Source organism: Streptomyces sp. NPDC001443, assembly GCF_053597355.1.
In genome coordinates this window covers 137,187-147,937 of record NZ_JBSFIA010000021.1, presented here as the reverse complement: position 1 = coordinate 147,937, position 10,751 = coordinate 137,187, and the positions used below count along the sequence as shown (strand labels likewise).

The 10,751-nt window shown below is 71.5% G+C and carries 13 protein-coding genes; 5 read left to right on the top strand and 8 right to left on the bottom strand.

The window, feature by feature from the left end; translation table 11 throughout:
- Both ACWC24_RS22540 and ACWC24_RS22535 read right to left on the bottom strand, forming a co-directional pair.
- On the bottom strand, nt 1-754 hold a 754-nt coding region (locus ACWC24_RS22540; RefSeq protein ID WP_450664636.1), incomplete at its 3' end, for a GAF and ANTAR domain-containing protein.
- 160 nt (nt 755-914) lie between these two features.
- A complete protein-coding gene (locus tag ACWC24_RS22535) occupies nt 915-2,186 on the bottom strand; it encodes an ANTAR domain-containing protein (protein WP_450664635.1) in 1,272 nt (423 codons plus the stop codon).
- Nucleotides 2,187-2,322: 136 nt separating this feature from the next.
- Between ACWC24_RS22535 and ACWC24_RS22530 the strand changes: the two genes are divergently transcribed.
- Nucleotides 2,323-3,171 (top strand): Orn/Lys/Arg family decarboxylase, encoded by an 849-nt coding sequence (locus ACWC24_RS22530; RefSeq protein ID WP_450664634.1) that lies wholly within the window; start codon nt 2,323-2,325, stop codon nt 3,169-3,171.
- Nucleotides 3,172-3,201: 30 nt separating this feature from the next.
- On the opposite strand, the gene ACWC24_RS22525 is transcribed toward ACWC24_RS22530, so the two are convergent.
- Complete coding sequence (locus tag ACWC24_RS22525; protein ID WP_450664633.1) at nt 3,202-3,699, bottom strand: DUF5709 domain-containing protein; 498 nt, start codon at nt 3,697-3,699, stop codon at nt 3,202-3,204.
- A 276-nt stretch (nt 3,700-3,975) separates the two neighbouring features.
- On the opposite strand from ACWC24_RS22525, the gene ACWC24_RS22520 reads away from it, so the two are divergent.
- From ACWC24_RS22520 to ACWC24_RS22510, 3 genes are all read left to right on the top strand, one after another.
- Nucleotides 3,976-5,067, top strand: a complete 1,092-nt coding sequence (locus ACWC24_RS22520) for a carboxylate-amine ligase (protein WP_450664632.1) — start codon at nt 3,976-3,978, stop codon at nt 5,065-5,067.
- Between the two features lie 64 nt (nt 5,068-5,131).
- On the top strand, nt 5,132-5,818 hold the full coding sequence (locus ACWC24_RS22515; protein WP_450664631.1) for an HAD family hydrolase: 687 nt from the start codon (nt 5,132-5,134) through the stop codon (nt 5,816-5,818).
- Between the two features lie 108 nt (nt 5,819-5,926).
- The gene (locus ACWC24_RS22510) at nt 5,927-6,988 is read left to right on the top strand and encodes a YihY/virulence factor BrkB family protein (protein WP_450664630.1); all 1,062 of its coding nucleotides are present in this window, start codon (nt 5,927-5,929) and stop codon (nt 6,986-6,988) included.
- A gap of 186 nt (nt 6,989-7,174) precedes the next feature.
- On the opposite strand, the gene ACWC24_RS22505 is transcribed toward ACWC24_RS22510, so the two are convergent.
- Nucleotides 7,175-7,519 carry an ArsR/SmtB family transcription factor gene (locus ACWC24_RS22505; RefSeq protein ID WP_450664629.1) on the bottom strand — a complete coding sequence of 115 codons (345 nt, stop codon included), beginning with the start codon at nt 7,517-7,519 and terminating at the stop codon, nt 7,175-7,177.
- Nucleotides 7,520-7,622: 103 nt separating this feature from the next.
- Here ACWC24_RS22505 and ACWC24_RS22500 point away from each other — a divergent pair, with 103 nt between their 5' ends.
- Nucleotides 7,623-8,597, top strand: coding sequence for a quinone oxidoreductase family protein (locus ACWC24_RS22500; protein ID WP_450664628.1), 975 nt, complete (start codon nt 7,623-7,625; stop codon nt 8,595-8,597).
- 30 nt (nt 8,598-8,627) lie between these two features.
- On the opposite strand, the gene ACWC24_RS22495 is transcribed toward ACWC24_RS22500, so the two are convergent.
- The 4 genes from ACWC24_RS22495 to ACWC24_RS22480 all read right to left on the bottom strand — a co-directional run bounded on the left by ACWC24_RS22495 (nt 8,628) and on the right by ACWC24_RS22480 (nt 10,375).
- Nucleotides 8,628-8,996, bottom strand: a complete 369-nt coding sequence (locus tag ACWC24_RS22495) for a low affinity iron permease family protein (RefSeq protein ID WP_450664627.1) — start codon at nt 8,994-8,996, stop codon at nt 8,628-8,630.
- Nucleotides 8,997-9,093: 97 nt separating this feature from the next.
- Entirely contained in the window at nt 9,094-9,717 is a 624-nt protein-coding gene (locus ACWC24_RS22490) for a flavodoxin family protein (RefSeq protein WP_450664626.1), read from the bottom strand.
- A gap of 178 nt (nt 9,718-9,895) precedes the next feature.
- Entirely contained in the window at nt 9,896-10,123 is a 228-nt protein-coding gene (locus ACWC24_RS22485) for a DUF5133 domain-containing protein (protein ID WP_450664625.1), read from the bottom strand.
- A 24-nt stretch (nt 10,124-10,147) separates the two neighbouring features.
- Nucleotides 10,148-10,375 (bottom strand): DUF6480 family protein, encoded by a 228-nt coding sequence (locus tag ACWC24_RS22480; RefSeq protein WP_450664624.1) that lies wholly within the window; start codon nt 10,373-10,375, stop codon nt 10,148-10,150.
- Nucleotides 10,376-10,751: the final 376 nt, after the last annotated feature.

Below are 10,751 nucleotides of genomic sequence, written 5' to 3'. Positions count from 1 at the left end.
GGAGGTCCATGGTGTGGTCGATGACGGCCCGGGCCACCTCCACGGAGGTGCGGCCCTGGGTGAAGGCCCGCGCGCGCAGGCGCAGCAGCGCCTCCTCGGCGGTCACACCGAGCTGGACCATGATCATGCCGGTGGCCTGGTGCACCTCCTCCCGGTCCGCTTCCGCTCCTGCCAGCCACGTTACGACTCCTTCGGGCGCCGGGAAAGCGTGGTCGAGGGCGATGACCGTCAGGGTGACCGCGTCAGCCACCAGCAGCGCGGTCCTGACCTGATCGCCGCTCAGCGGACCCGGCGTCCGCCGGTACAGGTCCAGCGTGCCCAGCGCGCTCCCGGCCCCGCCCAGGGGCAGCGAGAAGACCGCCTCGACCCCGGCCCGGGCCGCCTGGACACTGAACAGCGGCCAGCGCCGGGCGTCCGGCGCGCGCCTGAGGTCGGCCGCGAACACCGGCGCGCGGAGCCGGACCGCCTCCATGCACGGGCCCTCGCCCAGGGTGTACTGGATCTCCGCCAGCCGGGCCGCGACACCGTCGCTGGCACACAGCACCACACTCAGGCCGGGGCTGTCGCCCCGTACCGACACCGACAGTCCGGACACCGCAGGCAGCAGCATCATGCAAGTACGGCACAGGGCTTCGGGCGCCTCGTCGGGCGGAAGGCCGCGCAGCGCGTCGACGATCTCACGGACGATGAGGGCACGCCGGGCCTCGGTCTCCTGCTCGGCGTCTCTGCCGCCCGCCGGATCGTCCCCTGCCATAAGCCTCACTTCCCCAGGGCCACTCCCGCGGGTCATCGTCCTTGCACGTCCGGACAGTTGCGGCACGGTGGGTTCGTCCGCCCGTGTTCCGACCGTCTCCGAGTTGCCGTTCGCGACGACGGGAAACGGCACAGGGTTCGTCGCGGGCCCCGGGCCCGGCTCAGACCGGATCGCCGTTGACCCTCGCCCGGTCGGACCCGCTGCCGGCGCTGCCGGCCGCAGCGCAGCCCTGGGCATGCAGATGCTCCAGTGCGTCGAGGACAACGGTGCGCCGGTACCAGGACCTCCAGTCGGCCAGGTCGGAGGCCAGGGTTTCCAGCGCGGTGAACTGCCCGGCGGTCATCCGGGAACCGGGCCGGCTCCAGTGCACGGTGATCACGCCTGTGCACACGCCGCTGTCGGTGAGGGCGGGCACCGCGTACAGAGCGCGGGTGCCGGCGGCGTACGCCAGTCTGCCCTCCTCGGTCTCGGCCAGGGCCGGGTCCGAGGCGACCTCGGCGACGTAGACCGGCTCCTTCCGGGTCCAGGCCCGTTGGCAGAGGGCCGGTGGACCGGTCACCCGGGCGACGTGGTCCCGGTAGGCCGAACCCAGACCGATGTGCCCGTCCAGGACCAGCGCGTCCTCCGTGCCCGGCTCCGTGAGGTGGACTTCCACGGCGTGCGCGTCCGTGAGCGCCATCACGTCGTGGACCAGCGCGTCCAGGATCCGATGCCGGTGGTCGGGCCGGAGGTCCGGACCGGTGAGGAGACCGACGGGAGGTGGAGGGGTGTGCAGGCGGCCGGGAAACCACTCTGCTCCGTGTCCGGGAGGCGGGGCGGCGGCCAGGGCCGAGGCGAGCACCCGCAGCGGTACGTTGTGGCGCTGGGAGGCCTCCCGCAACAGGTCGAAGGCCGAAGCGGGGTCCGCCAGACCGTACCGCTCCAGGAGAATCCCCTGGGCGACGCCGATGGTCGGCCCCGTACGGAGCTTCGCGCGCAGACCGAACACCTCGGTCTGCAGGCCCTGCCCTGTCTCCGCCGCCCCCTGTGGGAGCTGCCCGCCGGGCGTGAACGCCGTGCCGGGCAGGGCGGCCAGTACCGCGCTGAGCGTGGGATACACCAGCAGGCCGGGCGTCGGCGAGAGCAGGAACAGCTCCCGTACGTGCGGGGCGGTCGCCACCACCAGAACGGGCGCATCGGCGAGACGGCGCGTGGCGAGCACCAGCACGCGGACGGCGGCCGCGCTGATCGACCGGAGACCGCTCAGGTCCAGGACCAGACGCTGTCCGGTGCGCCCGGAGCATTGCAGGTATGCCGCCAGGTCGTGGGAGAGCGCATCGGCGGCGAGCGAGTCGAGCTCGCCCGAGAGACAGAGGATTCCCAGGTCGTCCGCCACCGGCCGGACGGTGAGCGTCGTCGCACCGGGCGACGGACCCGCAGGCTGCACAACCATGGGATGATCACGCATCGCCGACGGTCCTTTCGCGGGGGTTTCGGCTGCTCCAGGCGGCCGACACCTATATTCTCCCTATATTCTCCACTTTCTTTTCCGCTGAATCATCAGCTTTCTTTTCCACTGGATCATCAGCGTGCGGGTCCTCGCCCCGATCGCGGACGGTCACAGGACCCGCAAGACGGGCGGCGCCGTCGAGCAGAGTTCCGTCTTCCATCTCCAGTACGACCGGGTGGCCCCCGAGGCCCTCGAACAGCGCGAGGACCTGCTGGGTACGACCAGTGCCTCCTCGTTGGTGTACGCATCCCTCGACGGCTGGCGACGGCAGATGGTCGAGCAGGGGCACGAACTGCTGGAGGCCGCGCTGCACCGCGCGGGCCGGATCCGCGAGACGGTCGCCGGCCTCCCCGGGCTGCGACCGACGGGACAGGAGGTCGTCGAGGAAGGCCGCGCCGCGTCCTTCGACCCGCTGAAGATCGTCATCGACGTACGGGAACTGGGCATCAGCGGTATGCAGGCCACCGAGTGGCTGCGGGCCGAGCGGCACGTCGATGCCGGAGGCTCCGACACCTGTCGTATCAGCGCCTCCATCACACACGCCGACGACGACGTGACGGAGAAGGTCCTCCTGGACGCCCTGCGGGCCCTGCGGGCCCTCGTGGACGCGGCGGACTCCCTCGAGCGCCGCCCGCCGGTCCATCTGCCGGCCCCCGGGGCCCTCGAACCGGAGCAGGCCATGCTGCCGCGCGAGGCGTTCTTCGCACCGGTCGACCACGTTCCGGCGGAACAGGCGGCGGGGCGCATCGCCGCCGAGATGATCAGCCCGTACCCGCCGGGTGTTCCGGTGGTCGCGCCCGGCGAGGTGATCACCGAGGAGATCCTGCACCACCTGCGCACCGGTGTGGACCACGGGGTCCTCATCCCGGACGCCTCGGACGCCTCGGACCCCTCGGTTCACGTCCTGCGGGTCGTGGCGCGCACCTGAGAGCCGGCCCGGTCAGGACCCGCGCCCGGGTCACCCGTGGCCTCGCTCCTCGGGGCCCGTCGGAGGCGGGGCCTCGTCCGGTACGACGTGCACCGCGGCCTCCTCGGCGCCCGCGGCGCCGCCGTCGATCCCCTTGTCCTCGGCGACCGCCTCCTTGGTCGTGTCCGGGTGCGCCCCCTCGTCCGGAGACACCAGCCGTCCGGCGCGTCGGTCACCGGTCTCGGGATCGCGCGGCTCGCCGTCGCCGCCGGGCAGGTCCCCGATGCCGTCGCCCTCGGGTGCCGTCACGTCCGGGACCTCCTCGCGCAGCCGCTCGTCGAGGGACTCGCCCTCGCGCTGCTCCGCCGCCGTCGTCCCCTTCCGGGTCACGCCCAAGGGCTTCTCGGGCGGCGAGCAGCCCTCGTCGAGGACGTCGTCGTAGGTACGTTCGTCGACCGCGTCCTGGAGATCCGGCGGAGCGGCGTCCTCCTGCTCCTCGTTGCCTCCGACGGGCTGGTAGACGTCGTCCGCCATGTTCTCGTCGCTCATTTCCGAACCTCCTTCGCTCACCGGTGAACCCTGCCTGCGCAGTACCGAGGACAGAGCGGACCATGCCTCACTTCGGCTCGACCACCGGAAACCCGGAGACATCCGGGCGCCCGGTAGGCGTCGGTCACGTTTGCGCCCCTGCACTTGCGGTCACTTGGTCCGCGCGGCATGCCTCTGGAAGCGGGGGCCGTACTCCGGCGCCTTCGGTAACCGCCGGAGACCCATTCCCGTCGCCGCGGGCGGCGGGCCTGCCGAGAGACGGAAGGCGCCACAGACGTGATCACGCTGGGTGTCGAAGAGGAATACCTGCTGATCGACGCGGTCACTGGTCAGCTGTCCCCCTACGGGGACAAGGTGCGCGCGGTAGCGGGGCTCAAGCCTTTCGTGGCCGACCAGGAGCTCCACACGGAGTTGTCGCAGGCCCAGGTGGAAGCGGTCACTCCCGTCTGCGGCACGCTCGACGAGGTCGGCGGCCATCTGCTGCGGCTGCGGCACGCGGTCACCGCGGCGGCGGAATCGCTCGGCTGCCGGGTCCTGGCCAGCGGCACGCCCCTGTCGCACTCCCGGTCCGTTCCGGTCACCGACTGTCCCCGCTACCGGGCCATGCAGCGGCAGGCTCCGCAACTGGTGGCCGAGCAACTCGTCAACGGCATGCACATCCACGCCGCCGTGCCGGACCGGCCCACCGGCGTGCAGGTACTCAACCGGATCCGGCCCTGGCTGCCCGTGCTGACCGCGATGTCGGCCAATTCCCCCCTGTGGGAGGGCGAGGACACCGGTTTCGCCTCCTGGCGCACCCTGATCTACGGCCGGTGGCCGGTCAGCGGCGTTCCACCGTCCTTCACCGATGACACCGACTACGACCGACGGGTCCAGCACCTGCTGGACAGCGGCGTCATCGCCGACACCGGCCAGCTCTACTGGCAGACCAGGCTGTCCGAGCGCTATCCGACGATCGAGGTCCGCTGCTTCGACGTCCAGTCGGGTACCGACGAGGCCGTGATGTTCGCCGGTGTCGTGCGGGCCCTCGTACAGCGCGCGATCCGGGACGCCGCCGGGGGCGAGCCGGAACGGCAGCCCGATCCGGAACTGCTGGAGGCGGCGATGTGGCAGGCCGCCCGGCACGGGCTTTCCGGCGACCTGATCGACCCGGACGGCCGACGACGACGCGCCAAAGACGTGGTCTGCCACCTGATGCGCCACATCGGCCCGGCCCTGGAGGACGCTGGAGACGCGCGGGAGGTCAGGGCACTGGTGCACCGGCTGCTCCAACTGGGCACCGGCGCGGACCGGCAGCGGCAGGCGCTGGCCCGGGGCGGTGTTCCCGAGGTCACCGACCTGATCACCGGCATGAGCGGTTCCGCCTGACCTGTGACAGGTGACGCGGTCACCTCCACGCGTACGGGACGGGCACGGCGGGAACTCGGCGGCCATGGACAACAAGCGCGGAAATCCGGGATCGTACCGGCGGGCGGCCGTGTTCGACGTGGACGGCACCCTTGTCGACAGCAACCATCTGCACGTGGTGACCTGGTGGGAGGCGTTCCGTCAGGCCGGCCACCAGGTGCCGACGCAGGCGATCCACCGGGCGGTCGGGCTCGGTTCGTCGGATCTTGTCACCCGTCTGCTCGGCGAGGAGGCGGCCGGTGCCGAGGCCGAGGACCTCGACGACGCGCACAAGACGCTCTACGCCCAGTACTTCGAGCGGCTGTCCGCGCTGCCCGGCGCGACGCGGCTGCTGCACCGACTCGCCGACGACGGCTGGACGGTGGTCCTGGCCACGTCGGCCAGCGGTGAGGAACTGTCGGCGCTGCGCCGGGCGATCGACGCGGACGACGCCATCACGGCCACGGCGAGCGCCGACGACGTCTCCGAGGGCAAACCGGCACCCGAGCCCGTCGAACGGGCGCTGGAGCTGGCCGGCGTACCGGCGGAACACGCCGTGTTCGTGGGCGACACCGTGTGGGACATGCAGGCGGGCAGCCGTGCGGGCGTACGGTGCGTGGCGCTGCTGTGCGGCGGCATTCCGCGTACGGACCTGGAGGAGGCGGGCGCCGACGCCGTCTACGGCGATCCCGCCGACCTGCTGGCCTCGCTGCCGAAGAGTCCGCTCGCCTGAACGCGTCGAACACTGCCGGGTCCCGGAGGCGTCCGCTCATGACGGCCGGAGCACAGTGGGACGGGGGCTTCATGTTACGGGTGCCGCAGGGCGGGTTACCCGGATCGAATGACGCGAACGGGCAGAAAGCACGAGTACCAGGACGAAAGCGGTCCGAGCGACCATGGCGGCGAGGCCGTGCACACCCCGGAGACGGGGCCGGGCGAGCAAGTGGAACGACGGGCCCCGGACAGCCCCACGGACCTGCCCGAGGGCTCCTGGGGAGCGGTGCTCAAAGGCACCCTGAAGGAGTTCCGCAGAGACGAGCTGGCCGACCGGGCGGCGGCCCTGACCTACTACTCGATCCTGGCGCTGTTCCCCGCGCTGCTGGTGCTCGTGTCACTGCTGGGCCTCGTGGGCCATTCGGCGATCCAGCAGGTGCTGGCCAACATCGACAAACTCGCTCCCGGCCCCGTGCAGGACATCCTGCGCCAGGCCGTGCAGCAGATGCAGGGCCAGTCAGGGCTCGGCTCGGCCATGGCCATCGTCGGTCTGGCGCTCGCGGTGTGGTCGGCCTCCGGGTTCGTCGCCGCGTTCATCCGCAGCGCCGATGCCGTCTACGACGTCCCCGAGGGCCGACCGCTGTGGAAGGTGATGCCGCTGCGTGTCGGGCTGACCGTGGTGCTGATGGTGCTGGCCGTGATCAGCGCGCTGATCGTGGTGTTCACCGGCGGTCTCGCCCGGCAGGCGGGTACGGCCCTCGGGCTCGGCGACGCGGGGCTGACCGTGTGGTCCATCGCGAAGTGGCCGGTGCTGGTGGTACTGGTGACGGCCATGATCGCGCTTCTGTACTGGGCGGCGCCGAACGCGCGGGTCCGCGGCTTCCGCTGGATCACACCGGGCAGCTTCCTGGCCCTGCTGATCTGGCTGGCAGCCTCCGCCGGCTTCGCCGTGTACGTGGCGAACTTCGCCTCGTACAACAAGACGTACGGGACGCTCGGCGGCGTGATCGTCTTCCTGGTGTGGCTGTGGATCACCAATCTGGCCCTGCTGCTGGGCCTTGAGTTCGACGCGGAGCTGGCCCGCCGACGCGCCGTCGCCGGGGGGCACCCCGCCGACGCGGAACCGTACGTCCGCCCGCGCGACACCCGGGCGTGGGACGAGGAGGACCGCCGCCGCCTCGAATCCTGAGACACCGACCTCGCGCCGGTGACGTTCGCCCGTCGGCGCGGCCGGACCGCGTGGGCGGCCCGGCCGCACGGGCCCGTAGGCACGCTTCCCGGCTGCCCACGGCGATCGCGTCGTCCGGACCCCTCGGCTGCCGGAGGCGGGCAGCAGCGAGAGCCATGGACTGCCCGGGAGCAGCGCCGGCGGGCGTCAGGAGACGTCGTCGTCGCGGAGCGCGAGGTCGAGGAGGCCGGGGAAGCGGGCGTCGAACTCTTCCCGCCGCAGTCGGTTGAACCGCTTGGGCCCGTCGTCGCGCTGCTCGACCAGTCCGGCGGCGCGCAGGACGGAGAAGTGGTGGCTCTTGGCCGCCCGGCCGACGGGCACGTCGAAGTTGCTGCAGCTCAGGGACCAGTCGGGATGGTCGGCCAGGGTGCGTACCAGCTGGATGCGGACCGGGTCGGCGAGCGCTGCCAGCGCGGTCAGCAGGGGGACGTCGTCGGGGTGCGTGAGAACGGGGGCCGGGCGGTGGCTCCTGCCCGGGGTCTTGTCCGTCATCGCTCGCGCCTCCTGGCGTTACCCGTTGCAGAGTGTTCGATGGACATCATACAGTGCGAGTGTTTGCTTCCCGTCGAACACTCTCGGAGAGGTGGTCCTTCGTATGCGCGCGGTCGAGTTCCAGGAGTACGGCGGTCCCGACGTCCTGCAGGTCGTCGAGGCCCAGGTCCCCGAGCCCGGCGCCGGGCAGGTGACCGTCGACGTCGCCTGGGCGGGCGTCAACTTCGCCGACCTCAAGGCGCGGGCCGAGGGATACCGCGTCACCTCGCTCCCCCACCGCCCGGGCCTGGAGGTGTCCGGACGCATCCGGGCCGTCGGCGAGGGCGTGACCGCGCTGCGGGTGGGGCAGGAGGTCGCCGGGCTCCTGCAGGGCGGCGGATATGCCGACGTGGTCGTCGCGGAAGCGGCGTCCGTTTTCGCGCTGCCCGGCGGTATGGACCTGCGCACCGCGGCGACCGTGCCGACGGTGCTGCCGACCGCGCACGCCCTGGTGCACGAGGTGGGCCGGCTGCGGGCCGGGGAGAGCGTCCTCGTGCAGGGCGCAGCCGGCGGCATCGGCACGGCGGTCGGGCAGCTGGCCCGCGCGGCGGGCGCCGGTGCCGTGTACGGGGTGACCTCCGGCAAGGCCAAGGCCGAATACGCCCGCGCGCACGGATACGACGACGTCTTCCCGGCCGACACCTTCGACCAGGACGTGCGGCGCGCCACCGACGGCAGGGGCGTCGATCTGGTCCTGGACCCGGTCGGCGGAGACACCCTGCGCCGCGGACTGGACACGCTGGCCGCCTTCGGGCGCCTCGTCTCCTTCGGCAACGCGAGCGGCGCCGAGCCGTGGCAGGCAGGACAGGCCGACCTCGCCGTCCGCGGCCTGTCCGTCAGCGGCTTCTCCGTCCTGGCCCTGGCCGACACGGCACCGGGCGCGCTGCGCGAGCTGACCGCCCGCGCGCTGCGCGCCGTCGCCGAGGGGACCGTGTCCCTGCCCGTCACCGCGGAATTCGCGCTGCGGGACGCGGCCGAGGCCCACCGCCTCATGGGCGGCCGCACCTCCACCGGAAAGCTCCTGCTGCGCGTCGCCTGAGACGGACACACCCCCATCCGCCGCCGCGGATTACGTTTCCTCCTCCAGCCTGATTGCCGCCTTCAGATCCTCGTGCGCCTTGCCGCACTTGCCTTCGCCCGCCTCCAGCATGGCTGCGGCGATCGCGTCCAGCTTGCGCTGGATGGCGTGCTCGGCCCGAAGCTCCGCGTTCTTCAACAGTGCCAGCAGGAGCAGGGTCACCGAGGTCATGCAGCTCCCGACGAACACCTGCCATTCCAGGCCGAACCCCGCGAGATGGACGGCCACGAAAGCCACCACCAGCGCCAGGCACAATCCGAAGAACACCGGTGAGCTGGTGAAACGAGATGCCGCCTCCGCCAGCCGCTCGAATGTGCCGCGCTTGTCGCCGCCTCGGTCCACCGGATGCTGAAACACCATGGCACCGCCGTCCTCACCTCGGCCAACCTGTCCGCGTCGCCCCGAGCGGTCCGTCCCCGGTCCCGTGCCCGGCGGGCCGTGCCGCAAGGGAGCAGCATCAGCTCGCCGGACAGGGCGCGGCCTTGAGCAGGCGCGCCAGGTGCGCGGCGTTCGCGGCGAGGGTCGTGGTCGCGGCCGCGGTCTTGTCGGGGGTCTCGTCGAGGTCCTGGTAGTCGGTGCCCTGCATGGCTTCTCCGACCCAGTAGGTGACGGCGTTCGGAGCGAGGGAGAACCCGACGTCGTTCAAGCCCTGGAAGAGGTCGGCGCCGACCTTGTGGGCGCCGTCCTCGTTGCCGACCACGCACACCGCCGCGACCTTGCCGTAGGTGAGCATGCGTCCCTCGTCGCCGCTCTCACCGAGCTCCGCGTCCAGTCGCTCCAGAACCCGCTGCGCGACGCTGGAGGGGTGCCCGAGCCAGATCGGCGTGGACAGCACGAGGATGTCGCAGCCCAGGATCGCGGCCCGGATCTCCGGCCACGCGTCCCCCTCGCCCATGTCGGTCTTCACCCCTGGTCTGACGTCGTGATCGGCGACCCGGACGGTCTCCCCCGTCACGTCACGCTCGGCAAGCGCGGCCATGGCCTGCTCCGCCGGCACTTGCGAGCTCGACGGCGCCGGGGAGGGCGACAGCGTGCAGACCAGGGCGACAGCGCGGAGCGGAGTGTGATTGCGGGGATTCATGGGGAGCGAGTGCCCGCGTATCCGGCGCCGCTATCACGTTCGTCAAAATTCCTGCCCTTCGACCCGGTTCTCGATATTCCTGCCGGTGATCCGTATCCCTTGCCTCGGCTCCCTCGCCCCGGCTTCGAGCGGACACCCGCCGGGCGCCTCACAGCGAAGCAAGGCGCCACCACGCAGCTCAGTCGGGGACGACGGAGTCGTCGTGTGGGCGCGCTCCGGGCAAGTGGTACCGGGCGGCGATGAGGGCGGCGTCGATGTCCTGGGTGCCGGTCGACACGCACAGGGTGTAGGCGACGTCGTCCATGCGCTGGCGGACCTCCTCGCTGCCGTCTTCGGCGTGCAGGATCCGCAGCGTGTCGTACTGCTCGACCAGGTTCTGCAGGATGACGGGGTGTGCCATGAGCATCGCGGGCCTCTTCGAGTGTGGGAACTACGCCAGAGCCACGACCATGCCGACCAGTCCGACGACGACCAGCACGACCACAGCCGCGATCAGTACGAGGGCGAGAGGCGCCCACGCCTTGGACGCCTCAGGCTCGTGCTGGGAGATTCCCGCCGTGGTGCTCCCCTCCCCCGGCGGGGTGGGCACGGGAGGCACTTTGCGGCCACGGGGGACAGCTCCGGGCTCCGACCAGGTGTGCGGATGTGAGGTTGTCATGACGTACTCCGATTGCTCCGACTCGCAGCAGCGGCAGCCGGCCGTTCACCGAGTCGCACCGAACGGCATGCCGCCCATGTCGCAGAACCCGCAAGCCGCACCGTAGGCGCCCACCTCTCCTGAGGGTCCGGCGGCAGGAACGGCATGAGGAGACCTGCGGCCTACGGGTTCCCTGCACACATTGCTGCAATCGCGGGAACCATGCAATTCGTGGCAAAAGCCCTGAGCCCCCTGGAGCACCGCTCACACCCGAGCGTCGGCAGATCGGACAGGCGGTAGCACCTGTCGAGCATCTCGAACGGGCCGAATTTCGTGATCCCGTCGCAGGTGACCCTGATCAGACCGTCGGCACTCGCTCATTCCCTGACGGAGAAAC

Excerpts from the sequence above, each read along its gene's own strand:
- ACWC24_RS22500 (WP_450664628.1), top strand. The coding sequence starts at position 7,623 with ATGCGCGCGGTCGAGTTCCAGGAGTACGGCGGTCCCGACGTCCTGCAG.
- ACWC24_RS22495 (WP_450664627.1), bottom strand. The coding sequence starts at position 8,996 with ATGGTGTTTCAGCATCCGGTGGACCGAGGCGGCGACAAGCGCGGCACA.
- ACWC24_RS22525 (WP_450664633.1), bottom strand. The coding sequence starts at position 3,699 with ATGAGCGACGAGAACATGGCGGACGACGTCTACCAGCCCGTCGGAGGC.
- ACWC24_RS22480 (WP_450664624.1), bottom strand. The coding sequence starts at position 10,375 with ATGACAACCTCACATCCGCACACCTGGTCGGAGCCCGGAGCTGTCCCC.
- ACWC24_RS22490 (WP_450664626.1), bottom strand. The coding sequence starts at position 9,717 with ATGAATCCCCGCAATCACACTCCGCTCCGCGCTGTCGCCCTGGTCTGC.
- ACWC24_RS22535 (WP_450664635.1), bottom strand. The coding sequence starts at position 2,186 with ATGGTTGTGCAGCCTGCGGGTCCGTCGCCCGGTGCGACGACGCTCACC.
- ACWC24_RS22510 (WP_450664630.1), top strand. The coding sequence starts at position 5,927 with ATGACGCGAACGGGCAGAAAGCACGAGTACCAGGACGAAAGCGGTCCG.
- ACWC24_RS22505 (WP_450664629.1), bottom strand. The coding sequence starts at position 7,519 with ATGACGGACAAGACCCCGGGCAGGAGCCACCGCCCGGCCCCCGTTCTC.
- ACWC24_RS22515 (WP_450664631.1), top strand. The coding sequence starts at position 5,132 with ATGGACAACAAGCGCGGAAATCCGGGATCGTACCGGCGGGCGGCCGTG.
- ACWC24_RS22485 (WP_450664625.1), bottom strand. The coding sequence starts at position 10,123 with ATGCTCATGGCACACCCCGTCATCCTGCAGAACCTGGTCGAGCAGTAC.